At 65.9% G+C, this 26,911-nt stretch carries 25 protein-coding genes, 1 tRNA gene and 1 pseudogene; 16 read left to right on the top strand and 11 right to left on the bottom strand.

Going from position 1 to position 26,911, the window contains the following annotated elements; all coding sequences use genetic code 11:
• The first annotated feature begins 44 nt into the window (after positions 1-44).
• The gene (locus ACN27G_RS15095) at positions 45-3,647 is read left to right on the top strand and encodes a Helicase associated domain protein (RefSeq protein ID WP_421493445.1); all 3,603 of its coding nucleotides are present in this window, start codon (positions 45-47) and stop codon (positions 3,645-3,647) included.
• A gap of 536 nt (positions 3,648-4,183) precedes the next feature.
• Here the strand turns inward: ACN27G_RS15095 and ACN27G_RS15090 are convergent.
• From ACN27G_RS15090 to ACN27G_RS15080, 3 genes are all read right to left on the bottom strand, one after another.
• Positions 4,184-4,678: a hypothetical protein gene (locus ACN27G_RS15090; protein WP_421493444.1), complete on the bottom strand. Its 495-nt coding sequence runs from the start codon at positions 4,676-4,678 to the stop codon at positions 4,184-4,186.
• A 146-nt stretch (positions 4,679-4,824) separates the two neighbouring features.
• Positions 4,825-5,079 (bottom strand): hypothetical protein, encoded by a 255-nt coding sequence (locus tag ACN27G_RS15085; protein ID WP_421493443.1) that lies wholly within the window; start codon positions 5,077-5,079, stop codon positions 4,825-4,827.
• 76 nt (positions 5,080-5,155) lie between these two features.
• Positions 5,156-5,230, bottom strand: a tRNA-Pro gene (locus ACN27G_RS15080).
• A 641-nt stretch (positions 5,231-5,871) separates the two neighbouring features.
• Between ACN27G_RS15080 and ACN27G_RS15075 the strand changes: the two genes are divergently transcribed.
• On the top strand, positions 5,872-7,809 hold the full coding sequence (locus ACN27G_RS15075; protein ID WP_421493442.1) for an ATP-dependent nuclease: 1,938 nt from the start codon (positions 5,872-5,874) through the stop codon (positions 7,807-7,809).
• The gene (locus ACN27G_RS15070) at positions 7,806-9,467 is read left to right on the top strand and encodes a UvrD-helicase domain-containing protein (RefSeq protein WP_421493441.1); all 1,662 of its coding nucleotides are present in this window, start codon (positions 7,806-7,808) and stop codon (positions 9,465-9,467) included. The genes ACN27G_RS15075 and ACN27G_RS15070 overlap by 4 nt, the downstream gene beginning before the upstream one ends.
• A 162-nt stretch (positions 9,468-9,629) precedes the next feature.
• Here ACN27G_RS15070 and ACN27G_RS15065 read toward each other — a convergent pair whose 3' ends face one another.
• The 4 genes and pseudogenes from ACN27G_RS15065 to ACN27G_RS15050 all read right to left on the bottom strand — a co-directional run bounded on the left by ACN27G_RS15065 (position 9,630) and on the right by ACN27G_RS15050 (position 13,915).
• Complete coding sequence (locus tag ACN27G_RS15065) at positions 9,630-10,748, bottom strand: hypothetical protein (protein ID WP_421493440.1); 1,119 nt, start codon at positions 10,746-10,748, stop codon at positions 9,630-9,632.
• Positions 10,749-10,876: 128 nt separating this feature from the next.
• Positions 10,877-11,896 (bottom strand): annotated as a pseudogene (istA, locus tag ACN27G_RS15060) (IS21 family transposase); the annotation flags it as partial.
• Between the two features lie 640 nt (positions 11,897-12,536).
• Positions 12,537-13,388 (bottom strand): helix-turn-helix domain-containing protein, encoded by an 852-nt coding sequence (locus ACN27G_RS15055; protein WP_421493439.1) that lies wholly within the window; start codon positions 13,386-13,388, stop codon positions 12,537-12,539.
• The gene (locus ACN27G_RS15050) at positions 13,385-13,915 is read right to left on the bottom strand and encodes a DUF6879 family protein (protein WP_421493438.1); all 531 of its coding nucleotides are present in this window, start codon (positions 13,913-13,915) and stop codon (positions 13,385-13,387) included. Before ACN27G_RS15050 ends, ACN27G_RS15055 begins: the two co-directional genes overlap by 4 nt.
• Positions 13,916-14,031: 116 nt before the next feature.
• Here ACN27G_RS15050 and ACN27G_RS15045 point away from each other — a divergent pair, with 116 nt between their 5' ends.
• On the top strand, positions 14,032-14,232 hold the full coding sequence (locus ACN27G_RS15045) for a DUF397 domain-containing protein (protein ID WP_318396655.1): 201 nt from the start codon (positions 14,032-14,034) through the stop codon (positions 14,230-14,232).
• 100 nt (positions 14,233-14,332) lie between these two features.
• Here ACN27G_RS15045 and ACN27G_RS15040 read toward each other — a convergent pair whose 3' ends face one another.
• Entirely contained in the window at positions 14,333-14,536 is a 204-nt protein-coding gene (locus tag ACN27G_RS15040; protein WP_421493437.1) for a DUF397 domain-containing protein, read from the bottom strand.
• A complete protein-coding gene (locus ACN27G_RS15035) occupies positions 14,533-15,384 on the bottom strand; it encodes a helix-turn-helix transcriptional regulator (RefSeq protein WP_318396653.1) in 852 nt (283 codons plus the stop codon). The genes ACN27G_RS15040 and ACN27G_RS15035 overlap by 4 nt, the downstream gene beginning before the upstream one ends.
• Positions 15,385-16,052: 668 nt before the next feature.
• On the opposite strand from ACN27G_RS15035, the gene ACN27G_RS15030 reads away from it, so the two are divergent.
• The 6 genes from ACN27G_RS15030 to ACN27G_RS15005 all read left to right on the top strand — a co-directional run bounded on the left by ACN27G_RS15030 (position 16,053) and on the right by ACN27G_RS15005 (position 20,998).
• Positions 16,053-16,730, top strand: coding sequence for a GOLPH3/VPS74 family protein (locus ACN27G_RS15030; RefSeq protein WP_421493436.1), 678 nt, complete (start codon positions 16,053-16,055; stop codon positions 16,728-16,730).
• Positions 16,731-16,772: 42 nt separating this feature from the next.
• Positions 16,773-18,305, top strand: coding sequence for an APC family permease (locus ACN27G_RS15025; RefSeq protein WP_421493435.1), 1,533 nt, complete (start codon positions 16,773-16,775; stop codon positions 18,303-18,305).
• Entirely contained in the window at positions 18,305-18,934 is a 630-nt protein-coding gene (locus ACN27G_RS15020; RefSeq protein ID WP_421493434.1) for a GNAT family N-acetyltransferase, read from the top strand. The genes ACN27G_RS15025 and ACN27G_RS15020 overlap by 1 nt, the downstream gene beginning before the upstream one ends.
• Positions 18,931-19,566, top strand: coding sequence for an N-acetyltransferase (locus ACN27G_RS15015; protein WP_421493433.1), 636 nt, complete (start codon positions 18,931-18,933; stop codon positions 19,564-19,566). Before ACN27G_RS15020 ends, ACN27G_RS15015 begins: the two co-directional genes overlap by 4 nt.
• Positions 19,567-19,916: 350 nt before the next feature.
• Positions 19,917-20,051 (top strand): hypothetical protein, encoded by a 135-nt coding sequence (locus ACN27G_RS15010; RefSeq protein ID WP_421493432.1) that lies wholly within the window; start codon positions 19,917-19,919, stop codon positions 20,049-20,051.
• Between the two features lie 125 nt (positions 20,052-20,176).
• On the top strand, positions 20,177-20,998 hold the full coding sequence (locus ACN27G_RS15005) for a hypothetical protein (RefSeq protein WP_421493431.1): 822 nt from the start codon (positions 20,177-20,179) through the stop codon (positions 20,996-20,998).
• Here the strand turns inward: ACN27G_RS15005 and ACN27G_RS15000 are convergent.
• Positions 20,988-22,214, bottom strand: coding sequence for an ISAs1 family transposase (locus ACN27G_RS15000; protein ID WP_421491150.1), 1,227 nt, complete (start codon positions 22,212-22,214; stop codon positions 20,988-20,990). The genes ACN27G_RS15005 and ACN27G_RS15000 overlap by 11 nt on opposite strands.
• 108 nt (positions 22,215-22,322) lie before the next feature.
• Here ACN27G_RS15000 and ACN27G_RS14995 point away from each other — a divergent pair, with 108 nt between their 5' ends.
• Positions 22,323-22,541, top strand: a complete 219-nt coding sequence (locus ACN27G_RS14995; RefSeq protein WP_421493430.1) for a hypothetical protein — start codon at positions 22,323-22,325, stop codon at positions 22,539-22,541.
• Between the two features lie 295 nt (positions 22,542-22,836).
• Here ACN27G_RS14995 and ACN27G_RS14990 read toward each other — a convergent pair whose 3' ends face one another.
• Positions 22,837-23,076: a hypothetical protein gene (locus ACN27G_RS14990; protein ID WP_421493429.1), complete on the bottom strand. Its 240-nt coding sequence runs from the start codon at positions 23,074-23,076 to the stop codon at positions 22,837-22,839.
• A 103-nt stretch (positions 23,077-23,179) separates the two neighbouring features.
• Between ACN27G_RS14990 and ACN27G_RS14985 the strand changes: the two genes are divergently transcribed.
• The 5 genes from ACN27G_RS14985 to ACN27G_RS14965 all read left to right on the top strand — a co-directional run bounded on the left by ACN27G_RS14985 (position 23,180) and on the right by ACN27G_RS14965 (position 26,896).
• A complete protein-coding gene (locus ACN27G_RS14985; RefSeq protein ID WP_421493428.1) occupies positions 23,180-23,791 on the top strand; it encodes a GNAT family N-acetyltransferase in 612 nt (203 codons plus the stop codon).
• A 51-nt stretch (positions 23,792-23,842) separates the two neighbouring features.
• A complete protein-coding gene (locus ACN27G_RS14980) occupies positions 23,843-24,157 on the top strand; it encodes a helix-turn-helix transcriptional regulator (protein ID WP_421493427.1) in 315 nt (104 codons plus the stop codon).
• 197 nt (positions 24,158-24,354) lie between these two features.
• On the top strand, positions 24,355-24,555 hold the full coding sequence (locus tag ACN27G_RS14975) for a hypothetical protein (RefSeq protein ID WP_421493426.1): 201 nt from the start codon (positions 24,355-24,357) through the stop codon (positions 24,553-24,555).
• A gap of 158 nt (positions 24,556-24,713) precedes the next feature.
• Positions 24,714-25,907 carry a radical SAM/SPASM domain-containing protein gene (locus tag ACN27G_RS14970; protein WP_421493425.1) on the top strand — a complete coding sequence of 398 codons (1,194 nt, stop codon included), beginning with the start codon at positions 24,714-24,716 and terminating at the stop codon, positions 25,905-25,907.
• On the top strand, positions 25,886-26,896 hold the full coding sequence (locus ACN27G_RS14965) for a B12-binding domain-containing radical SAM protein (protein ID WP_421493424.1): 1,011 nt from the start codon (positions 25,886-25,888) through the stop codon (positions 26,894-26,896). Before ACN27G_RS14970 ends, ACN27G_RS14965 begins: the two co-directional genes overlap by 22 nt.
• Positions 26,897-26,911: the final 15 nt, after the last annotated feature.

Raw genomic sequence — 26,911 nt, 5'->3', positions numbered from 1 at the left:
CCATGGCTCAGTCCGGCGTCGCCTGCATGGCTGGAGGAGAGCGCATGCCGTTAAAACACATTCGTCGAGCTGAGGCCCTCGCCCGCGCGGACGAGAACGGGGACTGCTGGAACCCTCTCGATGTGGAGGTGCCGTCGCCGCATCAGGGCACTGTGGGGAATCTACTGGCATTGCTCGCATGCGGCGACAGCACGCTGCGGGGACGGCAGTTCGAAACGATCGTGCGATTCTGGTTGCGGGCGGACCCGGTGTACGCGCCGCAGGTGGCCCGGATATGGCGCTGGGAGGACTGGCCCGGCGCCGACGGCCCCGACCGGGGAATCGATCTGGTGGTCGAGACCGTCAGTGGGCAGCTGTGGGCGGTGCAGTGCAAGGGCTACGCAGCGACCGGGTCGGTTACCAAGGCCGCCATCGACTCATTCTTATCCGCATCCGCGACCAGCGCGTTCGCCCAACGGCTGCTGGTCATGTCGACGGACCGGCTCGCTCCACACGCCCAACGCACCATGCTCAAACAGGCCATCCCGGTCGTCGTTGTCGGGCTCGCCCAGCTGGAGGCGTCACCGGTGCGCTGGCCAGAGACACTGGCAGGTCTACATACGGCCGACCCCGCCGCGTCGCTGCGCTGCGCCCGGCGCCCGCTGCGCGAGCACCAGCTCTCGGCGGTCGACGACGTCGTCGCCGAGCTGGAGGGTCAACTCAGCGCAGGCGACGATGCCCGCGCCAGCCTCATCATGGCCTGCGGTTCCGGCAAGACGCTGACCTGCCACGGCATCGCCGAGCGGATCGCAGCCCGGAAGACACTAGTCCTGGTGCCTAGCCTGGCTCTGCTGGCGCAGACGCTCAGGGAATGGTCGGCCCAGTCGGCCGGGCAAGTGCAGCCGATCGCCGTGTGCAGCGACGACACCGTCGCCGCTGCTGCCGCAACGGACGCCGACATCTCGGCGGCCGAATTGGCCGTCCCGGTGCTCACTGATGCCCGCGCATTGGCCGCCCGGATGCAGGCTGCTCCCGAGAATGGCCGGCCCCTGGTGGTCTTCTCGACATATCACTCGAGCCCGGTCGTCGCCGAGGCGCAGCGAATCCTCGCCGCAGCTGGCACGCCGGCACGTTTCGATCTGGCCGTAGCCGACGAGGCGCACTACCTGGCCGGGAACTGCCCGCCCGCGTTCGGCACCATTCTGGACCGCGGCCGTATCACCGCGGCCCGCCGTGTATTCGCGACCGCGACGCCCAAGGTCGTGCAGCCTCGGATCGCCGCCCGTGCACGTCAGCTAGATCTGTCGGTCATCAGCATGAGCGACACGGCGGTGTTCGGGCCAGTCGCACATCGGCTCAGCTTCGCCGACGCGATTGGGCTGAGGTTACTGGCCGACTACCAGGTGCTCGTGCTGGGCGTCGACCCGTACTCGGAGGCAGCCGCGGCGGTGACCAACCGGCATCTGGTCGACGCAGGGGGGCGAACGATCGACGCCACCACGTTTGCCGCCCTGGTCGCCGCCGGACGGGCATTCCGGGAACGCGACGTCAGGACCGCGCTCAGCTTTCACACGACGGTGGCCCGGGCCCGATGCTTCGCCGAGCTGCTCACCGAACTGGAAGCAGTAGCGCCCAGCGCCTCACCCGGCCCGATCAACGCTGCCTACGTCAGCGGAGGCATGCCCAGCAGCCAGCGCGCCAGGCTGATCCGTCAATTCGCCGCGACCGGCACGTCCGGCGGTCCACCACGGGCCCTGCTGGCCAACGCGCGGTGCCTGACCGCAGGTGTCGATCTCCCCGATCTGGACGCAGTGGTGTTTGCTGATCCGCGCCGATCCACGATCGAGATCGTGCAGGCGGTGGGCCGCGCGCTGCGCCGAACCGCGACCAAGGAGCGAGGCCTAATCGTGCTGCCGGTCGTGCTGCGGCAGAACGACGACCCGGACACCGTACTCGCCAGCAGCGCCTTTGATGCGGTATGGCAGGTCATCGCGGCGCTACGAGACCACGATGAACGCCTGGCCGAGGAACTCGACGAGCTGCGTACTGCGCTCGGCCGCGACGGGATCATCGGGGGTGGAAGCCTCGGGCGGCTCGTCGTCGACCTCCCGGTGTGGAGTTCGTCCGAGCTGGCCGGTCAGCTTAGAATCAGGGCTGTCGAGGTAACCTCCAGCGGTTTCTACGAGGGACTCGGACAGTTGCAGGCATACGTGAGCGTGCATGGCGACGCCCGGGTCCGGCAGAGCTACGTCATGGCGCATGGGTTCAATCTCGGCGCTTGGGTCACTCGGGTGCGCGCGGTGCACCGGGCCGGCCGATTGGCGAGCGAGCGGGCCTCGACGTTGCAGGTGTTGCCCGGCTGGGTATGGGACTCCCGCGACGCCGACTATGCGGCCGGGCTCCAAGCGCTGCGGCACTACATGTCCGCCGTCGGCGATGCACGGGTGCCCAAGGACCACGTCACGGACGATGGATTGGCGCTAGGGCAATGGGTGCAGGTACGCCGGCTCGATCGCAAGATCGGCAGGTTGTCGCGTGAGCGCCAGCAGCAGCTGGAGGACCTGCCTGGCTGGTCGTGGAACGTACGCGACTCCCGGTACGAGAGGGGATACAACGCGATACGCGCCTTCGTCGCGGAGCACGGCCACGCCCGGGTGCCAGCGGGGCATGTCACCGCGACCGATTTTCACCTTGGCAGGTGGGTGAGCAAGCGACGCACGGGCCGTAAGCGGAATCGGCTCTCCGCCGAGCAGGTGGCGGAACTCGAGGCGTTGCCCGGCTGGCGGTGGGAGGTCTTCGACGAAGGCTTCGACGCGGGCCTGGACGCGCTGAGGGCCTACGCCGACGAGCATGGCCACACCCGCGTTGCGTCGGCGTTCAAGACCGAGGACGGCTTCAAGCTCGGACAGTGGGTCACGGTGCGCCGCCAGGACCGGGCGAAGGGCAAGCTCCCCGAGGATCGCGCCGCCGAACTGGAGCGACTTCCTGGCTGGTCATGGCACACCCGAAACGACCGCTTCGAGCATAGAATGGCCTCGCTGCAGGAATATGTCGCCGAGCACGGCGACGCCCGGGTGCCGCACGATCACGTTACGGCGGATGGATTCGATCTGGGTAAGTGGATCACCAAGCAGCAATCGGCGTATAAGGCGGACAGGCTGGCGCCGGACCGGATAGCCGCCTTCGAGTCACTGCCGGGCTGGTCGTGGGGACGGCACACAGCCAACTTCGACGATGGGCTGCGAGCACTGCGGGTATATGTTGAGGTGCACGGTGACGCGTGCGTCTCCCAGTCATACGTCACGGCCGACCATTTCAGGCTCGGTGGCTGGGTCGCGGCCCGCCGACAGGAGCATCGCAAGGGCGTCCTCCTGACGCATCGCGTCGCGCAACTTGAGAGCTTGCCGGGGTGGCGGTGGACGGTGCCGCCCTCCGCTCGCAGCGGCAGCTTCGAGGCCGGGATGGCGGCCTTACTCGACTATGTCGCCGAGCACCGCCATGGACACGTACCGGTCAAATACAGATGTGCGGACGGGTTCAGACTGGGCGCCTGGGTCAGCCGGAGACGCGCCGAGTACAAGCGCGGTGGACTCGCCCCCGATCGCATCCAGCAACTCGAGGCGGTGCCGGGATGGATTTGGGAGGGACGGCCGGGCGTGGAGAGCTGATGCAACGGCGGTCCGGTCGACGTTAAAAATCGAACTCGTGTAGCGGACGTCGTGGCGAACCCGCGACGAGGCCGAGAACGCGATCTTCATATGCCGACCCGGTTTCTGGTGGGGTGCGATCTGTCGACGGCTGGTTCAGCCAGTGGTGGCCGGTGGTCCAGCCCTGCAGCGGCGGCCTGCGGCCGGCGTGCTGTCGCCGGTGAACCGGCCCCGGCGGCGACGTAGCCAAGTCCGACGAGCGCCGGAGCCAGCCGGGTACGGACGCCGTCCGGCGCGGCGGCGAGTTCGGCGTGGAAGGATTTTCGATAAGAGGCCTCGGGTCGCCCGTGTCGGAAAGGGACAGGTAGAAGACCAGATGCTGCTGCCAGGCGTACGCCGCTCCGGCACCGTGCCCACGGTGGCGCGGCGAACCACCCGCCGAATCGACTCGGGCATCGGCGTGCCGACCGGTACCTCGTGGGTAGCTGCCTCCGCGGCGTTGACCGGTGCGCACACCGCGTCCACGTCCCGCACGCCCATCTCCGAGTCGTGCGCGACTAGCCGGGCACCACGATCCGGGCCAGCAGGTGATGAGCCGGCTTCGCCGCGACGTGTGCCTGCGCCCGGCGTAGCACGGCATGCGCGGCCGAGCCCGGCCGGCCGCGCATGGCCAGCATCGCGTAGACCGCGCGGCGCAGCATCCCCCGGGCCCGGGGCACCAGCGGCCGTCCGCCGGTGACCTCCTGCGTAGCGGTCCGCAGAATGGCTAGGTTCTCCTTGGTCGGCGAGCACCTCGTAGCGGGCCAGCAGCGCCCGCGCCCGCTCGGACCAGCCGGGCGGCAACACCGCGGCGACCACGCCGGCATCATCCCGGGTGGCAACCACAGCTCGAGCAACTCGTCGGCGAACGGATTCCACACCGTCAGCGCCTCGCGCATCGCCTCCACCCGCAGGTTCGGCCGCCGCCCGGCCAGCGCGGCGCCGACCTCGCCGGCGTCCGCCCGCCACACCTCAGCCACATCCTGCCCGCCCGCCGGATCCGGCACCGGCATGAACACAGCTGCCCCACGTACGGGCCGATCCCATCCCGCAGCCCCAACGCCCGCGTCCGGTCACCGGCGCGCAGCAGCCAAACCACCGTCAACAACGCGGCCTGCTCCGGCAGCTCCATCCGGTAGCCGCCGCTGTCCAACAGCACCTACAACTCGGCCTGCCCAGCCTCGGTGAGAAAGTAGGCGAACAGCGCACCACGCTCAGCCGGCACGCCCACCCGGGCAGCCGGCTCCATCTCGTACGGGTGCAGCGGCCCGTCCGCCGCCGGGGAACCCGTGGCGAACCCACCGCGCACCACCTGCGGGATCACCCATACCGGCAGCCCCGCCACCGGCGCCCGCGACCAGCGGCGCACCCGTTCCTCGGCGTGCGACCGGGTACCGGCGTCCTCGTGCGTCACCGCCGTCACGTACGCCGAGCCAGCTGCCCCACCGGATACGCCGACCCCACCTGCGGAAACGTCTCGTTGCTCTCCATGGCCAGCGTGGCCGGCCCAGCCCCGCGCCCTCCGGGTCCCGGGCCCGGTGCTCTACTCACTGAGCTACACGCTGCCGCCACGACCCGACCGAGTCGCCAGCAGACCATAGAACACCGCATCGGACCTCCCCACGCGATTTGCGAAGATCGACCGCCCGGATGCCCTCGGCGAGACAGCACAGGTGCGGATCCACGACGGGGGTTGAGGAGTACAAGTGTCCGGCCGAACACGAACCATTTTCCCATTTCTGATGGCTGTGGACTTTGATGTCCTGCTGGCGTAAACCGCACCCGGACCCCGTTCGACCGCGTAGTGCTTGCCTGAGCGGTCGGACTCGACGATGCAGCGGCTCAAGCGGGGCAAACTTGACTGCCCGGGGGTTAAGCAGCGACTCGTCCGAGGCGCACGAAGCGATCTGTTCTGGTGGTTGGCGAGAAGGTCTCCGTCTGGACTGAAGACGCAGGCGTGGATCTCATCGGTGTGGCTGCGAAGCGTGGCCACCTGTACCGGCCGGGTCGGTTGGGTGATGTTTTATGGTCGGATCGTCCGATTCGCACCGGCAGTCGTCACCGTCTTGCCGTTCGGGCTGACTGCCCGTTAGGACGTGGTGAATCCTCGAACGGGTGAGTATCGGCGTGGTCGCCAGCGCGCTCGCGCCCGCCCTAGTAAACTCGACTGCCCTCGAATCGCCGTTTAGTCCAAGTTGGGAATGCCGTGCGCCTGACCAAGCTTCGGGTTAAGAACTTTCAATGCTTCGGGCCCAAGCCCACCACGCTCGATATCGATGACATCAGCTACCTGCTAGGGCCCAACGGCTCTGGCAAGACGAGCGCACTCACGGCGCTCGCGAGGATGTTCGCGGCTGAGCTCCCCATGCGCAAAATTCAGCCCGACGACTTCCACGTAACCATCGGGACGAGCGGGACCGTCGCCGAGCGCGAACTCTGGATCGAGGTGGAGTTCTCGTTCCCTGAGTTGGGCGATGACGAAGCTGAGAAGCTTGCCGTACCCGACTTCTTTGGCCACATGCAGCTTCAAGGGGCGCACGAAGTACCCAAGACCCGAATCCGTCTCACGGCCGCGATTGATGACCTGAACGAGGTCGACGAGCGAATCGAGTTCGTGACCAGCATCGATCCGGCTACCGATGAACCCGTGACCGTCAGCCAGATGGGGGAGTACGACCGAAGTTTGATTCAGGTGCACTACTTGCCAGCGCGGAGAGATCCAGCCGATCACATCGCTTACACCAGCGGGGCGATGCTTGGAAAACTCATGCGCTCGATCGACTGGAGTGCACAACACGCCGTCATCGAGGAATTGGGTCGCCAGATGAGCAGCTGTCTTGGATCCAACGTCGCAGTGGCCGCGTTCGGCAGCCACATGACGCAGGCGTGGGCACGTCTTCATGCCGGGACCTACTTTCAGACGCCGCAGACCGAATTCACGAGGGCGGATATCAACAGCGTTCTGCGGCATTTCAACATCACATTCGACCCTGCGCCGGGTGGTAGCCCTGTGGACTGGACCCGGCTCAGCGACGGACAACAATCCCTGCTGTACCTGACGCTGGTCGTAGCGCTCCACCGAATCGGCCGTGAGGTTCGTGCCGGACAGACGCTGTACATCGACACCGCCAAGCTGCGGCCTGCGTCGTTCACGCTGATAGCGCTGGAGGAGCCGGAGAACAGCCTCTCGCCGCACTATCTCGGACGAGTTACCAAGCTACTCACTGAATTCGCGTCACAATCAGACGCACAAGTCGTTGTGGCAACCCATTCGCCCTCGGTAGTGCGCAGGGTCACCCCAAGCGCCATTAGGCACCTGCGCCTTAATGAAGACCGCTGCACCGTGATCTCGACAATTGAGCTGCCACCGGAAAGCCACGAAGCCTACAAGTTCGTCCGGGAGGCTGTCGAGGCATTCCCGGAGCTCTACTTCGCACGTTTGGTCATTCTAGGCGAAGGCGACAGCGAGCAGATTGTCATCCCACCACTTCTCGAAGCGGCGGGGCTCACCACCGATCTGAGCTCGATCTCCGTTGTCCCGCTCGGTGGTAGGCACGTGAACCACTTCTGGCGGCTGCTGAACCGCCTTCGCATACCACACGTCACGCTACTCGACCTGGATGTCGCTCGGTACCAAGCAGGCTGGGGCCGCCTAAGATACGCCTACACACAGCTGCTGGAGCACGCAGCCCCCGAGACCTCCAGCACGATCACGAATGACAAGATTGATTTGCTGCCAAAATGGGACGACCCGGCACACCTGATCCGCGATGAAGGAAGCACAGAAATCACCGCCTTGGAGGGCTACGGGGTCTTCTATTCCACGCCGCTTGACCTCGACTTCGCGATGCTGTCGGCCTTCCCAGATGCCTACGGCCTCGATCAGGATGCCATTGGCCCGCCAGATGACGACACCCTGAAAGCAGTCCTCGGCAAAGCCCGGAAACTGGAAGCCCAGTACACCGCCGATGAAGCCAGCCAGTTCGCCAACTATCAGCGACTCTTCATCAACGGAAGCAAACCCGCAGAGCACTTGTCGGCCTTGTCAAAGCTCACCGCTGCTCAACTTGAAACCGGCATGCCTGACACCATCAAGCGCATGATCAGCGCAGTCGAGGCCAAGCTCAGGGAGCTTCCCGAATGACGCCAGCCGAATGGACACCATCGCCTGGGATCGAGCTAGAACCCAACGCGGACATTGCCTGTAGGACCACCGACCGAAGTATGGCGGTCACCGCTGGCCCGGGTACGGGAAAATCGGAGCTGCTCGCCCAACGGGCAAGCTTCCTCCTCGAGACCGGACTATGTCCGTTGCCCAAAAGGATCCTGGCAATATCCTTCAAGGTCGACGCCGCCGCCAACCTACGCGACAGGGTACGGCGGCGAGTCAGACCCGAATTGGCAAGGCGTTTTGACAGCTACACTTTTCACGCATTCTCGATGAGGCTCATACGGCGTTTCAGGCTCGCCCTCTCGGGGATCAACGCCCTTGAACCAGACTTCACGGTTGGGCCAGACCGGATCAAACACAAGCAGGTTACATATAGCGACTTCCTGCCCCTGGCCAACGAGATCCTTGACAACAGCGAAGCCGTCCTACGTGGACTACGCGAGACGTACCGCTACATCTTCCTGGACGAATTCCAGGACTGCACTAACAATCAGTACTCCCTGATCACGAAAGCCTTTAAGGGGACGCCAATCCAACTGATTGCCGTCGGCGACACAAAACAACGAATCATGGCCTGGGCCGGAGCGCTTGAGGGAATCTTCCTAACATTCTCCTCTGACTTCGCGGCGATGTCGCTCAACCTTTACCAGAACCGCCGTTCAGCACCACGGCTCCGACGGCTCCAAAACCGGATGGTCATCGACATGGATTCATCCGCCGCCGTACCGGAAGACAGCATCGAAGGCGAAGAAGGAACGATCGACCTTTTCGGGTTTGAAACCGCCGATGATGAGGCCGTCCACCTCACTGAATGGATACAGCAACGTATTGATGCCGGGATACCAGCGAGCCAGATAGCTGTACTTTTCGCGAAACAGTCAGATCTATATGGTCAGCCGCTCTATTCGGAGCTCGATCGAGCCGGTGTGCCCTACCGCAACGACCAGCAACTTCAAGACTTGCTGGCTGAACCACTCTCCCAAGTCCTGCTGGCATTCCTCAGGCTCGCCACGGGCAACCAGAATGCCGCAGCATACGAATTAGTCAACGCCAGCGGTCTCTTCGACGGCGAGGATGAGGAGCGTACCTTTCGGCGCCACCACGCCTGGGAGGAGCACCTAAAGGCGGCGAGAGCCGTTGTGTTGCAGCGGATAGATGACCCAGAGGTCATCGGCGACCTTGTCACCGGATTTGTTAGCTCGATCGGCGCAAGCGTGCTTGCGACACTGAGCTCCCTCTACGACGAGGCGAGACTGAACCATCTCAGCACAGAACTGGCCGGCCGACTTCGAGAGGTCATGATCTCATCAGGCAGCGACCTCGCGGCCGCCGTAGACCGGCTCGGCGACGGCGGGGTAAAGATCATGACCATTCACAAGTCTAAAGGTCTTGAGTTTGAGGCCGTTGTCATACCTGCAGTTGAGAAAGAAATGTTCTGGGGCAACTACGAAGACGAGCGTGCCAACTACTTCGTAGCAGTCTCACGAGCAAAGAGCCACCTCCTGCTGACCTGCGCCAACCACCGCTCTGAACCAAAAGGCGCACCATGGAACTGGTCAACCACCCGTAACCCCGACGTCAGACTGCTCGCCTACGCCCAAGGTCTCGAAGGCGGCTGGCCTAGTGAGTAGCGGGAACGCGCACCACTTGTGTATCTCCACCGTTGGTGGTGCCAGCGGTAGCTCTGAAGCCCGTTCGCCCTCCGTGTAAAACGATCATGCAGATGGCGGCAATGAACCGAGCCGCACCGGCGTCACTGCGCGCAAAGGTCCCGAACCCTGCCGGTTGGCGAGTCAGCTGCGGCTGCAGCGGTCGCGCAGCTCGGCGATGACGGCCTTCTCGGCCGCATTGATATCGCCATCGATGGCTGCGACCTGCTCGGCGGCGTCGATCACGTCGCTGAGGTCTCCGGTCTCGGCGGCGACACGCCGCCACACCTGTCCCGGGTTGATGTCGATGACGCGAGCGAGGTGCTCGTCGGTGACCTGATGCTGCTCACGGACGAGACGGGTCAGCAGCTGAAACAGCAGGGTCTCGTCGTCGGTGATGGTGCCATCGGCGTTGATGACCAGCCACGCGACCCACAGTATGAGCTTCGGGTGCCGGGTGCGCCGGATCAGCGTCTCGACGACCTCGATGACCCTGGCCTCGTTCCGGAACACGCTTCGCGCGTACCGTCCCGCGGCCTTCGTCGTCCACCGGTTGACGACCACCGTGACCGGGATCCCGATCGCGGGAATCCCGAACTTGATCACGTTGCGTTGCAGCAGGTGTTGCCCGACATAGGGAAGAGCCATCGCCGATTCCCGGACCGCACCCGAGTAGTACTTCTTCACGACCTGCCGGACGACACCCGGAACGAACTTCGTCGCACCAGTCCGGGCGACCTCACCGGTCTTGATCGCGAACGCCACCCGGACGAGTTTCCACAGGTCCTCGGGGTCGTCGACGTTCAACGGGATCCGGTAGATGACGGCGATGTCGTAGGCCAGCCGAATCTGTAGCTGGCTTAGAACCGCCATGTCGACCACGAACGCGGCGGCGCCGGCCGGGATCATGGCTCGGCTCGCGCCGCCACGCGAGCCGATCGTCGCGGCGACGGCGGCCGTGTACGCAGCGGACGACAATCCCCCCTCGATCATCGCGTATCTCGCCGCCAGTTTGATCCGCCGGTCGACGATGCCGTCCGCCGGCATCCCCAGGTACTTGCCCTGGAAATACTCCCAGGTGGCCTTCTCCGTATACGTGCGCAATGCGCGGGCGCACAGCTTCGCGAACCAGGCACCCGAGTCAAGGTCGTCGACAGTCAGGCCGTCGACGAACTCCCGCATCTCGGCGCGTTCACGTTCAACCGCCTCCTGGGCCGCAGCACCGTCGCCGGCATCAGCGGGACCGGTCAGCGAATCAGTCACAGCGGGATCCTCCCAGACGGAACAACGACTTTGCCAGATTGCCAGGCGTCGGCAACTCGAAGGTGTCGGTGGCGAGGTTCCGCAGCGGCGTGCCGGTCATGCCGAAGAACTTCGCCTGAGGGATCGCGGCGCGCATCTGCCCGGCCAGGGACTTCGACTTGGCGGACTGAGTAGCGGACCCCGTCGACCGAGATGGTGCAGTCCCAGTTCACCCGGCGGGTGGTGCCGAACGCGACCGTGAACGGCTGCGCCGGCAGCGGGTGCAGCCGATCGCGTTCCTCGAGCAGGGCTTCGGCCGGGCGACGGCGGGTGTCGCGGTGGACGCGGGTGTTGAGCTCGTCGGTGAAGTCGCGGCAGGCCGCCTCCAACTCCGCGAACGTGCGGTACTGGCCGAGCAGGTTCGCGCTGGTCGGCACCAGATCCGCCTTGGCGATCTTCACAGTGTTCTCCGCGCCGCCCTTGGACTGCGGGTCCGCCGGCACGCAGGTGCGGATCGTCATCCCGTAATGCCGGGTCACCTGCACGATCTCCGGATTCCTGACAGCGATGTCCGCGACGTGCTCCACCGTGATCGTCTTCTCGTTGTCGGTCAGCACGTATGCCGGCACCCCGCCGAGGCGCCGCAGGGTGGCGTCCAGGCAGGCCACGACCGTCAGCAGAGTCTTGTCCAGAACTGGAATCACGACCCGGAACCGGGACCAGGGCAGCCACGCGCACCACAACGTGGTCCGCCGGCCGCCGATACGCGGGCCCTCGCCCCAGTCGAACTGCAGCCACAAACCGGGCTCGGGGATCCACGGGCGGAACACCCGCCGCTGCCCGGCCTGCCAAGACTTCTTCACCGCCGCGACCGCCCGGCGGGTGGTGCGTTCCCCGCCGGCGAAGCCCAGCGTGGTGATCCGCCGGTGCACCACATCAGCGCGGACCCGGCCACCCGAGCGGGCCACCAACTCCTCGATCTTGTCCATGAACTCGTCGATCGGCCGAGCCCGCTGGGTCCTCTCCTCGGGGCTGCGCCCCTCGGCCCGCAACCTCACATACCGGGCCACGGTGTGTCGGTCACACCCGGCCAGCTCGGCCGCCGCACGGGAACTACCCGTGAGGTCGTACGCCTCCAAGATTTCCACGATCTCCCTGCCGCGTTTCACGCCGCCGACCCTCGCCGACCAGCGTCTCGTCATGATCAGCGGGGAGGTATCTGGCCGTCCACGGGGAGAACCCTGGCCATCAGCGGGGCGGTAAATGGCCGCCTATGGGGATCTTCCACTGGCCGCCGACATGTGACTGGGGAGTCGCTCATCACCCCTGGAGGGATCGCAAATTACCCGACACGGACTGGGAGCCGCGCCGGGTGTACGAGGTGTCAACGCCGGCCGACCTTGGATCTGGCCCTGGTTCCTAATCCTGCTGGTGATCTTGGATCTGTCGGCGCGCCGGCGCCAGGGGCCGCCGGTTCGGGAGATCGGTTACGGTGGCGGCGGTTGCCGCCGGCCGGCGCGCACCACCGGGCGGGAAGTGCTCGGCAGCGTGGTACGTGGCAGCCCGGTACGGCGAACGTGTGACGTTGGGGCCGGCTGACCCCGGCGAGCACGCGGCCTGGTCCGCCGCCGGGCCGCTACCGGCCGGCGCGAGCTGGGCACTTGGGGGTTAACGAGCTATTAACCGTATAGAGCGGATCTGGACGCGCTGCTCCAGGAGCGCACGGACACTGACCGACACCGGCTCGGCGAGGTCCGATATGTACATGAACCTGAAGTGAGTATTGAGATCAATTAGTTTGCCGAGACATCACATCGCGCCCACGGCCTCCGACCGTAGGTCGGTCAAGAACTTACGAGCTTGCTCGCCGGTCACAGCGTCAGCGAGGAGGTTGTCGTAGACCCGCTGATAGACGGTGATTTCTTCGGGGTCAGTCAGTGTCAGTTCGCGGGTGTAGGTCTCGATGGTCGCGAATGTGGCGTCGTCGGGCATGGTGTAGACGACGAACGGGTGTGCGTGGACCGCCGAGGGCCGGGCGCCGGTTCGGAGAATTGCGACGTTCACGCTGGAGAGCGTCGAGACCGACAGGATTTTGTCGTATTGCGCGGCAAGTGCGTCAGGCGCCACTGGGGAGAATCGCAGTGCGGCCTCAGAAATGAGGAATTCGTATCGCCTTCCAGTTTCGTAGAGTGCCGCCTGCCGTTCGATTCGCGCCGCGGCTGCTTTCGGCGTGTCACCGATTCGGAAGACGTCGGCGAGGGCGAGGACACTCCGCGCGTACTCGGCGGTTTGGAGCAGGCCTGGCACGGCAGAGTTCTGGAAGACCCGCATCTGCGTTGCGTCGGCAAGGAGCCGGGCGATGGTCCGCTGATGTTCTGCGCGTCCACCAGCCAGCGTGCTGTCCCAGATGATCGCGGCTACCTGGATGGACTCTGCGATGTTCACCAGCTCGGACGCGATCTCGGTTGGTGCGTCTGTGGCGGCCACCCATGCTCGGACGTCGGCGACAGAGGGCTTTGTTCGGCGGTTCTCGATCTTGGAGACCTTCGACTGCGACCAACCAAGCAACCCGGCGAGCCGTGTGGTCGAAAGGCCTGCGTCCTCGCGCAGCTCGCGCAACTGGGCGGCAAGCCGGGCCCGGTCGTCGGTCGCGGCGCTCACCAGGATCTACGTATCTCGTGCTGGACTAACGGCAAGTAGTCCAGTAACGGGACGGAGTAGCGCATCGCGATATCGCGCTGCCCGACGAAGCTGCTCACCTTATTGGTTGGTTCCATGGTCAACCGTCGGCCGTCGTGGTCGTACTCGATGACCACCGCAAGAGCCTCGTCCAGTAGCCAGAAATCGCGCGTCATCGCGTTCAATGCCTCGGGGTGCGTGGCGCGCTCCGCGATGCGGACATCCTCGCCAGCGGCAATGTTGCCCTGATAGCCCAGTAGCTCGAACCGGAGGTAGTCCGACAGCGGACGGTCCAGGACGTGAACCCGGCTCCAGGACGTGCCGTCTCGCACGCTGTCCGCGACCATCCGTAGCCACGGATCAGTGTCAGGGCCGCGAGGTGGGAGCGGCAGCCCTGCCTCGAAGGCACGGAGCAGCTCCGCCTCGCCGGCCGCAGTGTAGGAACTCAACGTTTCGAGCCGGAACACCGACTGACGCGTGTTGCGCAACAGGTCGATCAGCTCATCCATCTGCATCAGATTGTCCGTTCTGCCGCCACCTGTCGATCAAGTCTAGTCGAGCATGACGACTAGTCGAACGAGTCGCCTTGTGGCAGTCTCGATCCTACGCAACGAAGGGAGTCGACATGACAGATGGGTCCGGGCGCCCGGTCTGGCGCAAGAGCTCGGCGAGCCTCAACGGCGACTGCGTGGAGGTGGCGTCATTGCCTGATGGCGTCGGGGTGCGCGACTCGAAGAATCCCGACGGTGGGGTGCTCCGGTTCACGCGTTCGCAGTGGCGGGCGTTCCTCCAGGGACCCGGTCGAGGCGAGTCTGTGTATCTGTGATCAGACTGGAGGGCGAGCAGGTGTGCGCCTGGCTCGGTGGCTGTCGCCCGAGCCAGGCGTCACCGCGCCGAGCAATCAACCCAAGCGTGCATCCCCAGCGCTAGAGAAGATCGCCGAACTCGCCCTTCGTCGCGCCGTTCAGGAAGGAAGCGAACTCTCCCTTCCTGAACACCAGCACTGGACCATGGGGGTCTTTGGAGTCCCGTACGCCGACTACCTCGCCTACCCTCGCTACCTCGACGCATTGACCGCTCTGTTGGGTCTTCGTGCTCTTCCGCCAGGTAGCGTAGCTAAAGTCGATCATGCAAGCTCCTTCACTGCGTCCTGAATCAGCGACGCCGAGTCGTTCGGGCTCAGCGCCATCGCCCGCAGGCGGTCGAACGCTTGAACTGCCGCCTGGACGTCCGCGTCTCCTTCAGGATAGAGATCACCGGCCATGGTCTCGATGTAGACGACATCCCGATCTGCGGGATCGGCGAACCCGAGGACGACGAACGAGCCAGGGGTCCCGGGATGGGCGCCCGTCCCGAACGGAATCACTTGAACGTCCACATGCGGCAGGTTTGCGATCGTGGCAAGACGCTGCATCTGCTCTGCCATGGTCTGTGGGCCGCCGACCTGCCGACGAATAGCGGCCTCATCGAGAACGACCCACAGGGCTGGTGGATCGTCCCGATGCAGAAGAGACTGCCGACGCATCCGAACCTCGACCCGCCGTTCGATCTCCTCCTCCGTGAGGCGAGCCACGCCACCCTGCAGGATCGCACGGGTATACCCCTCGGTCTGCATCAGCCCTGGAATCGAGATCAACTCGAAGTTCCATATCCGCGACGCGTCCGACTCGAACCCGATGTACGTCGCGTAGTCGTCAGGGATGCTGCCTGCGTATCGGTGCCACCAGCCACGCTGTGTGGCCGTCTGGGCGACCTCCACGAGGTTGGCCACCGTTGGCGCGTCAGCGCCGTACGTCATTAGCAACGCCCGTACGACAGGCACCCTGACGCCGACGAGCGCGCGCTCAACCCGAGACAGGTGTGACGGTGAGATCCCGGCGTTAGCTGCAGCTTCCTCGATTGTCATGTGGATGGACTCGCGCAGGACGCTCAACTCACGAGCGAGCCGCCTGCGTCGGAGAGTGGGCCAGTTCGGCATCGGGACAGCATGCCATGTCCAAACAGACTGCCCAAGACAACTTGTCTCGATCTAGTCGAAGCTGTAAGACTAGGTGCGCCTAGCCGACTAGCCCTAGTCGACCTCGCATACATGCGGGCGAGCATGGGTCCGCCCGACGAGCGACATACGCCAGCAATCGAGAAAGAGCAGGCCGGAAGGGGTGTTGCGCCATGGGCGCTCTCGTCATGAAGAACGGTTCGCACATGGCCAACCTGGTGGTTGACGTCTTCAGGACGCACGAGCCGACGGCGACCGGTTGCGCTTGCCATCGTCCTGGTTGCCGATCCCGGTTCCACGCGACGAGGCTCCTCGCCGCGATGCTGCACGGCCCGGATTCCGCAGGCCAGCTCTACCCGCTGTGGGGCTTGCTGATCTGCAGCGGCTGCGACCTTCCTCTGTGTCCGCTGCGATCTCTTGACGGTCGTTGCTACCGCTCACCGTGTGGCTGCCGGATGAGCCCGGTCGACGCTGCGGCTGTCGAGCGACGTACGTACGACGCCTTGGAGTCGCGAGGTGCCGTACCCGTCGAGGGCGTGCCCGAACCCGGTTGGGGAGTGCTGTTCGCGGGAGCGCTGATGGCCGTTCGCATCGGGGCGGCACCAGGCGAGCTGTCGCTCGTCTGGCGGACCTGATGCGACCGCCCGCCGATGTCACGAGACCTGTCCATCGTTTCCATCCCGCTGAAGGGCTCATTGGTCGTGCTCGCTGATGACTACTTTCGACTGGCGCATCACGACGTTGACGGGCGGCCTCGTCTGCACCACCGCGCCGTCGAGATCGGATTGGCAGCCGCGCTTTTGGGTGAGTTGCTGTCGACTCGCCACATCGAGGTTCACGACGGTCACCTCGTGGTGGTCAACAGGACGCCACCGCTCGACGCGCTGTCTCACACCGTGCTCGACAGTCTGCTGGCGGAGCAGCACCGCCAGACGGTGCGGACCTGGTTGCTGTTCCTGTCGCAAGCGGCCCGGACACAGGTGGCCCGCCGCCTGATTCGTCACGGGCACCTGCGGGCGGAAACCTCACGAAGGCTGTTCGGACCGCCGACGACCACATACCTTCCCACCGACATGAACCAGGCAGCCTGGCCGTGGTTGTCGCTGTCGATGCGGCTGCGAGACGGCCAGCAGCTCTCGTACGAGATGACATGCCTGGCAGGGCTCGCCGTGGCGACGGGCCTGGACAGGTGGCTGCTCGCGGGCGCCAGTTCGGCGAGCGTCGCCTACCTCCGGGAAGTCGTCACTCACACGTGGAAACCAATGCGAGAACTGCTCGTGCATACCGAGGCCACGATCGGCGATGCGGTTCTGGCCCACCGCACCTGAGCGCCACTCCCTCCGTCCGCATACCCCCCTCGATTCCCGGAGTTGCTCTTGAACAGCCCACCAACACCCACCAGCAACATCGCCGCCACCCTCGCCGCCAACCGCCTCGGCGTGCCGGCGGTGGTGTTCTTCGTGATCAGCGCTGCCGCGCCACTGACCGTGGTCGCTGGCGGCGCCACGACCGGCTATGCGATCACCGGCGTTCCCGGCATCCCTGTCGCGTACCTCGCGACGGCGGCGATCCTTGCGCTGTTCGCCGTCGGCTACGTCGCCATGTCCCGGCGCGTCGTTAATGCCGGGGCCTTCTACACCTACATCGCCAAGGGGCTCGGCCGACCCGCTGGCGTCGGTGGAGCGATCGTGGCACTGCTGGCGTACAACGCCATGCAGATCGGGCTCTACGGCGGCTTCGGTGCCGTGACCGCCGACTTTGTCAATCCGCGACTCGGCGTTGATGTCGCCTGGTGGGCCTACGCGCTCGCCGCCTGGGCGGCCGTGGCTGTCCTAGGCGTGTTGCGGGTCGACCTCAACGGTCGAGTCCTGGCGGTGGTGCTCAGCGCCGAGATCCTCATCGCGGTGCTGTTCGACGTCGTGATGCTCGCGCATCCCGCACCCGGTACGGGCCTGAGCCTAGCCACGCTATCTCCAGCACATCTGGTCGCCCCCGGAATCGGCGCCGCCCTAGTCACGACGCTCACCGGGTTCGTGGGCTTCGAGAACACCACAGTCTTCGCCGAAGAGACCCGGGACCCGAAGCGCACGGTCGCGCGTGCCACCTACATCGCGGTTGCCATCACCGGCCTGCTGTACGGACTCAGCGCGTGGGCCATGTCGGTCGCCACCGGCCCCGACCGCATTGTCGCCGCAGCGACCGAAGACAGCACAAACCTCATCTTCAACCTCGTCCAACCACACGTGGGGCGCTTTGCCGTCACCGTCGGACAGGTGCTCTTCATCAGCAGTCTGTTCGCTGCCGTACTCAGCTTCCACCACACAGTGGCCCGTTACACCTTCGCCCTCGGCCGGGAAGGGGTCGTCCCGGCGTGGCTGGGGCGGACGAGCCGTCGTAGCGGGGCTCCCGCCGCAGGATCGCTCACCCAGACCGTGCTTGCGCTGGCGGTGTTGGTCGGCTACGTAGTAGCCGAGGCCGACCCGATCAAGCACCTGTTCTTCTGGGTGACCGTGACCGGTGGCCTCGGTGTGCTGATCCTCATGGCCAGCACCTCGGCCGCCGTGGTCGGCTTCTTCATCTTCCAGCGGCGGGGCGAGACCTGGTGGCGATGGTTGGTCGCTCCGGGCCTCGCGACCGGCCTCCTGGGCCTCGTGCTGTGGGCGACCATCGACGACTTCGCCACGCTCCTTGGCGTCGAGCCGTCCTCGCCGCTGCGGTGGATCTTCCCCGTCGCTTATGCGGTCGCTGCCCTGATCGGGATCGGCTGGGCGCTGCTCCTGCGCGTGCTTAGACCTGCCGTGTACGAGGGGATCGGCCTGGGCGCGCGCAGCGTCACCGCCAGGGCCCTGGCCCCGCTCGCCCGCTCGATCCCCGCCGGAGCCGAGGAAATGGACCGATCCTGATGACCCGTGTTGCACCTCCGGCGGTGATCCGCCACGCAAGGGCCGACGATCAGCAGCATCTCGTCAGCCTGCTGGCCGTGGCTTTCCATGACGGCCCGCTCGCGGACTGGCTCGTGCCTGACGACACTGCCCGCCCTGCCATCTACCGCAACTACTTCGGGATCTGGGTGGAGCACGCACTCCAGCACGGCATGGTCCACGTCACTGGCGACCTCTCCGGCGTCGCCATCTGGTACTCGATGACCGATCCGATGCCGGATCCCAATGCCGACTGGCGCCTCATCGCCGGATGCGGTCGCTGGTGGCGGCGCTTCGACCTGCTGGCCGACGTGTTCGCCGAGCATCACCCGACCTGGCCTCACCACTACCTGGCCTTCCTCGCCGTTGCCCCCGACCGACAGCAACAGGGGATCGGTGGAACCCTGCTCCGCCACCACCATGCCCAGCTCGCCACGCTCGGGCTACCGGCATACCTGGAAGCCAGCAACCACCGCAACCGCGCACTGTACCTGCGCCACGGGTACCGAAATGACGGGCCAGTTCAGCTACCGGACAACGGACCACAGATCTGGCCGATGCTTCGCGATCCGCATGCCCAGGCCCCGAGCGCGGACGGGGGCAAGCCGTGAACCAACTCCTGCGCGTCGGTCGAGCCACTGCCGTCGAGATACCTGACGCATCTGCACTCATCGCCGCCGCCATCGCCCCGCAGCCGCTCGGCGCATGGCTCGTTCCTGACGCGGGCCGCCGCGAACCGGTCCTGGCCGCATGGGCTCGGATATGGACCGAGCACGCATTCCTCTGGGGAGACATCCACCTCCTCGACAACCGCACCGCCGTCGCTGTCTGGCTTCCCCACGACCGCGAGACACCCGGCCCGGTCGACTACCGGAGGCGACTCACCGCCGCCTGCGGCGAGTACCTCCACCAATTCCAGCACCTGGACGAGCAGCTCGCCAATCACCATCCCACTCAGGCGCACACCCAACTCGTCTTCCTCGCCACCCATCCTGACCATCAGCGGCAGGGACATGCCGACGCTTTGCTGCGCTACCGCTCCGAACACCCCAGGCGTCTTGGGGAACCCACCTGCGGCCATGTCCTCACCACTGCCGGACGGCGCCTGCTGAGTGCCCACGGCTATGTCAACCGAGAACCCATCACGCTACCGGCAGAGGGAGGCCAAATCGTCCCTATGTGGCGCGACTGCCAAGAACCCATCCGATCGAATCCGCAACTTCCGCTCCTCAGCGAGGGCTAATGACTCGGGGTAATGCACTCGCCGACGGGAACGCTCTTCCGCTTTGGTGTATGACGCACTACCGCCTGTGGATCTCCGAGGTCACTCGGACCTGGACGGTGCCGCCGGCGCCGGCTCGCGCCGGTGGCGTTACGCCATCGGCCGCTGGCCGTGCCTTCGCCTGGGGCGACTTCCACTAGTCGGCCCAGGCAGCCGGCCCGTCTCGGCGTCCCCCGGCGACGAGACGGGCCGGCGTCAGGCCAGCCGATCCATCACAGACTTCGCTGCCGCCGGCAGCGGATACCCGGCGTCCGTAGGTCAGGCGCCGGCCCACCGAACTGAGCCACAAGCCGGGAGAGGAGGTGAGATCCATGACTGTGGCAGTCCACCAGATTGAAGACCACCCCGACGCGCCAGCGACGCGTCGAGGTGGTGCTCTGAAGCGCTGGCTGGCCAAGCGCACGCTCAAGCAGCGGCTGCTCGCGCTGATGCTCATAGCGCTGTAACCAAAGCCGGGGCCGGCGAGTCTCCCACCGGCCCCGGCCGCCGGCGCCCCGGGCACTGCGCACCCGGACGCCCGGCGCAGCCAGCCCGCCCGCCCACCCACCCACCGGTCCGTCGAGAGGTCACCATGCGTATATCCGTCGCGCTGTTCAACTATGAAAATGGCGGGCGCGCCGCCGATGGGACATACAACTTCACCAAGCTTCAGGCTGCCTTCGCCGATGTCAACGAGCCGCCGAGCCTGATTTTCTTCTGTGAGGCGAAGAACTATCGCGACCAGGCAGGCGAGGCCAAGTACGCGGCAGCGGAAGCGCTGTCGGACGAGCTGGGAGTGCCGTACTCGGTCGAGCTCGGATCGATGCACCGCGGCCCACTCCCGCCTGCCATCTTTTACAACCCAAACGTTCTAGTACTTCGGTGTTGGTGGAATCAGGACGATCCAGGGGCATACGAGGATCAGCGCAACGTCGCGAGATTCGCAGTACGTGAAAGCGGTCGGATCGCTGAGGAGCGGACAGAGTTTCTGGCCTTCGTTAACCACTGGGAACCGCTCTCCGGCGATGTCCGCTTGGAGGAAGCAAGACGACTGAGCCGATACGGCGACCGGCAGCCGCTTCCTGTAATTGGAGGTGGCGATTTGAACGCCACGGCGTCGGGCGACCACCTGCCACAGAGGGACTGGATGGCTGCGGGTTTCAGTCACCGATCCCACAAAGGCATCCTCGGGCCCGACGGCAAGTGGGGGCCAGACACCCGCGCAATGGACTACCTCCTCGGTACCTGGAATACGGAGACCCAAACTCGACAAGATGGTTGCGGTCTCTACGCCATTGCCGAGATGGCTTGGCAGAGGAACCCCAATCGACCGATCCTGCCGACCGTCAACGCTGGCGTCGATGCTGGTGGCGGTCTCCTCATCGACCACGGCCGTTTCAACATCATCCGGTGAGGCCGAGGATGGTGAATGGCCTGGTCATGTCGCGGTTGGCCCAGCGGGTGGCTTCGGTGATATCAGTGCGGCCGGCCAGGCGTAGGGCGTTGATGGCGAGGTTGCGTAGCGAGGCGAGGACGCGTGGGCCGGAGCGGGTGCGCACGCGGGAGTGGTCCTCGCGGTAGCAGGTATCGCGGATGAAGTGCAGGGATTCGATGGTCCACTGGCCGCGGTTGAACGCGGCGATCTCGGTCGGGCCGGCGGCCTCGGCGGGGTGGCTGGTGACACCGAGTTGCGCGGCGGCGGACTGCTTGCCGTCGCCGGTGGTGACGTAGCGTTCGATAAGCCAGACCTGGCTGACGTGGGGGAACGGCAGGCCGGGCGGGGCGGGCAGGACCCGGATGGTGCGGCGGGTGGTACGGCCGTGCCCCGTTTCCGTGCTCTCGTAACCGATCGGCGTGTCGGCCCAGGGCAGGACGTTGAGAGCATCGAACAGCGCGGGCCGGTTCTCTTTGACCGGTAGCACGAAGTGGCCGCCTTGCTGGTGGATGAGCTCGGCGGTGGCCTTGACGGTATGCAGGGCGTCGGCGGTGACGGTCGCGTCGCGCAAATCGAGGGTCTCCAGCAAGGCGCGGGCGGTCTCTGGTTCGCGGGTCTTGGCGCCGTCGGTCGGGGCCTGGGCGATGATGACGGCGGCCGGGTCCGGGCCGGGCGATCCGGCCAGGGCGGACAGCAGATGCAGTTGCTCGCCGTCGGCGTCGACGGCGCCGCGTACGGTCTTGCCGTCCAGACGGATCTGTGCCGGTGTATCGCTGCTGGTGGAATCCTGTTCGCCGGTGCCGGTGCCGGTGCCGGTGCGCTGGGCGGTGGTCCATTCGGCGATCACCGCGTCCAGGACATCGCCGTCGGTGTCGGTGCATACCCGCCACAGTGTCGAGCGTGACGGTCGTGCACCGGGGCGGGCTTCGACCCGCGTATACAGGCTGTCGAGGATCTCAGCAGGCACGTCGGCGACCCAGCCGCTGATAGCGGTGTAGCCCTTCAGGCCGGCGACCGTGGCCGCCGCGACCAGCGCGAGCACGACCGCGACCGGATGATCACGGCCCTGGTCGGACCGGCCGTCGCCGACGGCGAGCAGCAGATCGAGCAGACCGTGACACGAAGGCGTGAACGAGACGTCCTCGGGCAGCGGCACGGGCGACGGATCGGCGATGAGGGTGGCAGACTGCGGCACGACGAAGCTCCGTTTGAACCAGATCTGTGGAAAGACCTGGACTCAACGGAGCTTCGTCCATATCCGACACGCCAACGCGGGCATCGTCACTCAACGCCACTATCGATCATGAAACGGCCGTGCCTCATCGACTGGCTGCTGGTCAACGATGCCATGGCGCCCTACGTGATTGCCGATAGCTACAAGGTCCACGTCCCCGATCCCGGCGGCGTAGTTCCGTCGGACCACCGACTCGTCGCCGCCGACATCGACCTGCCCTCGCCGCTGCTGACGGCCACAGGCGCCGGTCCTGAATCGATGCGCCACTTCCAAGGACCAAACCCTTAAGCGGTGTCGACTCATCACCCAAAGAAGGATGTGAGATCATGAGCACCAGGTCAACGTTGAGCCCTCCAGGGCGCCTCGGCGTTCTCGCGCTAGCCGCCGGGACTACCCTCGCCTTCATTGCCTCAACGGCTGTGATCGTGCAGCCACCGGAAGGGGAAACGTCGGTCCTGCACCAGGCAGCATCGACGCCACCTCCGGTCGCGCCGTCACTACCCGTCCGCCCGAGCGTAAGCGATTGGCTGTGCGCACTCGCCGCGCGAATCGATCCCAAGTCCGATGACTCGCACGCCGGCCCCTATACCTCGACCACCGCCAGCGGGCAGCGGTTCTTCGTGTGCCGGCGCCCGTTCCATTCTTGCGTTACGAGGGCGAGGTCACCGATGTTGCCGGTCGGGCCGGTGTCGCTGTCAGCCTGAATGGCGGCCCATCGACCACCACGCTCGTCTTCGATCGCACAACAGGCGCGCTGCTTGCGCATCAAGAGTCTTTGAACAATCAACCACCCGCACTCTTTCAATATCAGCTCTTCGAGCACGGGCGCCGATCGCTACCTGGTACGTAATCGGCTCAACGCATATACCGAGACCCGAATCTGGCGGGTGTCTGGCCGGAGTGAAAGATATGGAGGCACGGCGGCGGTGAGCGACCCCCCAGGATTCGTGCATGCTGAGGCGGCGGATGTGGACGCCGTTGCCCGGATCATCGCCGACGCGTGGTGTGATCTTGATCAGGCGGCGTGGCTCGTTCCTAACCGCAGGGAACGGCGAACGATCCTCGGAGAGGTCGCCCGCATACACGTCGAGCACGCCTTGTTCTATGGCACGGTCGAGGTCTTACGTGATGGCACCGCTGTCGCTGTGTGGTTCGACCGTCATCGACCCCTGCCTCCTCCGCTGGATTACGAGTCAAGGCTTCTCGCTGTCGCTGGCAGCAGCAGTCACCGGTTCGCGGTGCTGGGCAAGCAACTCGACATGTACCGAGAGCCTGCCGGCTACGAGCACTTGGCGTTCGTCGCAGTGACTCCTGGCCTAAGAGGACGCGGAATCGGTCGGCTGCTGGTGCAACACCATCTGGCGAGGCTCGACAGGGCCGAGGTCCCGACGTACGCGGATGCTGCGACGAACTCCGCCCGCGAGTTCTACCGGGCACTCGGCTACAGCCCAACCTGTGCCGTCACGGTCCCCAACGGAAGCCGAATCTGCCTGATGTGGCGACCAGTGCCGGCGGTGGAGGGCGGCGAGGATTGCTGAGCAGGAAACGAATCAAGCGGCCGTACCTTAGTGGCCGTTTCGGCAGGAAAGATGACGATGGCGCGACCGTTGAAGGCATTGACACCGGAACGATCGCCGCGCGACCGTTTCGGCGCTCGTCTGCGTGATCTTCGGGTGCGCAAGAGGCTGTCACAGAACGCTCTTGCGCGATTGATCCGCCACAGCCCGGAAATTGTCGGAGCGGTGGAGCGCGCCGAGCGATGGCCCACCCAGGAGCTTGCTCGACGGTGCGACGACGTGTTGGGGGCGGGGGGTGAGTTACTGAACCTGTGGCCTGTGGTTGACAAAATGCGGGAGGCCAGCGACGGCAGGCGTCGACGAGTCCGGCGTGCCCGCAGTCAATAGTTGTCCGTGAGGCGCCAGCTTGCCTTGCGTGGGGAGTCGCTGTCTTTTGTCGGAACGCGCCCGGCAAATCCAATCGCACAACAATCATCCTGTGTATTTGTGCGAATCGCATCCCTAGCGCCGAGGCCGCAAAGACGTGTTAATGGATATGGCGGGGCGACCACCCCGTCAGATTTCAAGAACCGGAGGAGGATGACATGGCACCAGGTTACCCGGCCCACGCGGGCGTGACCGAGACGGCGTCACAGTTCGGGCGCGGCACCGTCCCGACCGCGACGAGCGCAACCGAGGGGCCCTCGGACGCGGTGACGAGCTTCGCCACGGTGGCGGACGCGTCCCTGTCGCTGGGCCACCGCACCTACTCGGGCACGGTCGCCACGACCGAGCGGCTGCCCTGACCCACCCGCCCGGCTTGGTCCCGGAGCCGGGCTGACACACAACGTTCCTGACAGCCGGGGCGCCGGACGCGCATCCCCTGACGCGCCCGGCGCCCTGGCGCCCAGCACCCGATTTCCGGAGGTCTCCCATGCCAGCGCCACCGCAGGTCCCACTCGCAGTGAGCACCGCCACCGGTCTTCGGCTGCGTCACGAACACTTCGGCGCCCTGGCCTGGAACACCCACCCACGTCGCATCCACCGACTGCCTCCCGCCGCAACGGCGCTCACCCTGCTCCACCAGACCCCGCGCCCGACCGAACTCGGCGAAGCCGAGGCGACACACGCCCAGTCCCGCCTGGGTATCGACCTGACCGCGTGGGCGCACCACGCCACCGAACTGCTCGCCCAAGGCATCCTCGTGCCGGTCGACGGCCCGGCCATGCCGGTCGACACGGACGCCATCGACGCGGTCGCGTCGCGGATCGCCGCCCAGACCCCCACCGTGCCGGTGCTGAAACCGCTGTGGGTTCATCTGCAGCCGTTTACCCGCTGCAACCAGCGCTGCCTGCACTGCTACTGCTCCGGCGGACCGCAAGCTGACGACTTCCTCCTCGATGTGCCGACGTGGTTGTCACTGGTAGGCAAGCTCGACGACTACGGCGTGCTCGACATCTACGTCACCGGCGGCGAAAGCCTCCTGCGTGACGGGTTCTTCGCCATCGCCGAAGAGATCCTGGGCCGGGGGATGGGGTTCGGGGTCAGCACCAACGCGACCGTCCTGTCCGAACGCGTCATCGCCCGGCTACGCCGGTTGCGCATCGGCAGCGTGCAGGTCTCCCTCGACGGCGGCACGCCGGCCACCCATGAGCTGATCCGCGGCGCCCCCGGCTCCTTCGCCCGCACCCTGACGGGGATCGACCGGATCAGCGAGTTCTGCGACGTGGTCATCAACACCGTCGTCAACAAGATCAACATCGGTGAGCTGGAGCAGGTCGTCCAGGTCGGCATCGCGCACGGGTGCCGCCGGTTCAAGTTCTTTCCGCAGAAGCCCGTCGGACGCTCCAGCCGTGACCTGACACTCTCCGACTCCGAGATCATGGACGAACTGCGCGCCGAGTGTGCCCGCCTGGCCGACGCGCACCGGGTCGAGATCGAGACCGTCAACCCCGGGCAACCCTGCGGCAACGGGTCGGTCGGCTTCGCCGTCGACCAACGCGCCGATATATACCCCTGCATCTTCGGTGTCGAGAATCCTGCCCAGCGGTGCGGCAGCCTGCTCACCGACGACCTGGATCAGGTCTGGTTCGCCTCGCCGATCCTGGCCGCCTTCCGAGGGGAGGTGCCGACCCCGTGCCGGCGCTGCGAATGCTGACCCAGCCGACCCCGAGTACCCGGGCGCGGGTGCTGCTGTACGCGCCCGCCCTGTCCGAGCTGCACTTCAAACAGCGCCACGTCGACGGGGAAGCCCTCGCCCTGCACGCTCACCTGCGAGCCGCCGGCCACCACAGCACGCTACTCGACGCCTACTACCGCACCCGCCGCGCCACCGCCCTCGATGACGTGATCGCCGACCAGGGGCCGTTCGACGTGCTGCTGGTCCACCTGTGGACCTCCGACGCCTACGGGCCACGACTACGCAGCATCGCCGACGAGTTGGCCGCGACCCGGGCCCGACACCAGATCCCGGTCGTCGGCTTCGGTCCTCTGGCAACCAGCGCCTCCACCGAGCTGCGCCACCACCAGGCCGTCGACCACACCATCAGCCTCGGTCAGCATCCGATGGCGATCAAGAACGCTACAGTCGCCGCCGTGATGGCCGACGCCGCAGCCCAGTTGACCGGCCACACCCCGCTGACCGCACTCACCGACGCGGACGTGCCCTACCAGCCCGACGCGGTGGTGTCGGTCAGCGCCAGCCGGGGCTGCCGCAGCCGGTGCACCTTCTGCGCCTACAACGCCGACCTCGGCGGCGGCTGGACCCGGCTGCCGATGACGGCGGCGGTCGCCGACATCGCACACCTGCATCACCTGACCGGCGCGACCCGGTTCGCGTTCGCCGATACCGACTTCGGCGGCACCCGCGCCGCCTGCGCCCAACGCGCAGCCGAGCTGCTCGACGAACTACACCAGCGTGGCCTGGCCGGGCGGCTGCGAATCAGCCTCAACATCCGCAGCGAAACCCTCGACCCGGACATCTTGACCGTGCTCGCGGCGGCCGGTGTCGACGTCATCCTGATCGGCGCCGAATCCTTCAACCCCGACACGCTGCACCGCCTGTACGGCAAACGCCAAGATGTCGGTCACCTCCATGAAGTGGTGGGGGCGGCGGATGTCGGGGTACTCGTTGGAGTGCAGAGGTGAGTACGGCTGATCTTG

It is taken from the genome of Plantactinospora sp. WMMB334 (assembly GCF_049179095.1).
In the GTDB taxonomy this organism is placed as follows: domain Bacteria; phylum Actinomycetota; class Actinomycetes; order Mycobacteriales; family Micromonosporaceae; genus Plantactinospora.
The sequence above is the reverse complement of the archived record's forward strand: the minus strand, read 5'-3'. Positions and strand labels throughout refer to the sequence as shown.

What these genes read in the sequence shown, in the direction of transcription:
- ACN27G_RS15095 (WP_421493445.1), top strand. Translation starts at nt 45, where the DNA reads ATGCCGTTAAAACACATTCGTCGAGCTGAGGCCCTCGCCCGCGCGGAC.
- ACN27G_RS15090 (WP_421493444.1), bottom strand. Translation starts at nt 4,678, where the DNA reads ATGCCGGTGCCGGATCCGGCGGGCGGGCAGGATGTGGCTGAGGTGTGG.
- ACN27G_RS15070 (WP_421493441.1), top strand. Translation starts at nt 7,806, where the DNA reads ATGACGCCAGCCGAATGGACACCATCGCCTGGGATCGAGCTAGAACCC.
- ACN27G_RS15050 (WP_421493438.1), bottom strand. Translation starts at nt 13,915, where the DNA reads ATGGATGAGCTGATCGACCTGTTGCGCAACACGCGTCAGTCGGTGTTC.
- ACN27G_RS15045 (WP_318396655.1), top strand. Translation starts at nt 14,032, where the DNA reads ATGACAGATGGGTCCGGGCGCCCGGTCTGGCGCAAGAGCTCGGCGAGC.
- ACN27G_RS15040 (WP_421493437.1), bottom strand. Translation starts at nt 14,536, where the DNA reads ATGATCGACTTTAGCTACGCTACCTGGCGGAAGAGCACGAAGACCCAA.
- ACN27G_RS15035 (WP_318396653.1), bottom strand. Translation starts at nt 15,384, where the DNA reads ATGCCGAACTGGCCCACTCTCCGACGCAGGCGGCTCGCTCGTGAGTTG.
- ACN27G_RS15030 (WP_421493436.1), top strand. Translation starts at nt 16,053, where the DNA reads ATGTCACGAGACCTGTCCATCGTTTCCATCCCGCTGAAGGGCTCATTG.
- ACN27G_RS15020 (WP_421493434.1), top strand. Translation starts at nt 18,305, where the DNA reads ATGACCCGTGTTGCACCTCCGGCGGTGATCCGCCACGCAAGGGCCGAC.
- ACN27G_RS15010 (WP_421493432.1), top strand. Translation starts at nt 19,917, where the DNA reads ATGACTGTGGCAGTCCACCAGATTGAAGACCACCCCGACGCGCCAGCG.
- ACN27G_RS15005 (WP_421493431.1), top strand. Translation starts at nt 20,177, where the DNA reads ATGCGTATATCCGTCGCGCTGTTCAACTATGAAAATGGCGGGCGCGCC.
- ACN27G_RS14995 (WP_421493430.1), top strand. Translation starts at nt 22,323, where the DNA reads ATGAAACGGCCGTGCCTCATCGACTGGCTGCTGGTCAACGATGCCATG.
- ACN27G_RS14980 (WP_421493427.1), top strand. Translation starts at nt 23,843, where the DNA reads ATGACGATGGCGCGACCGTTGAAGGCATTGACACCGGAACGATCGCCG.
- ACN27G_RS14975 (WP_421493426.1), top strand. Translation starts at nt 24,355, where the DNA reads ATGGCACCAGGTTACCCGGCCCACGCGGGCGTGACCGAGACGGCGTCA.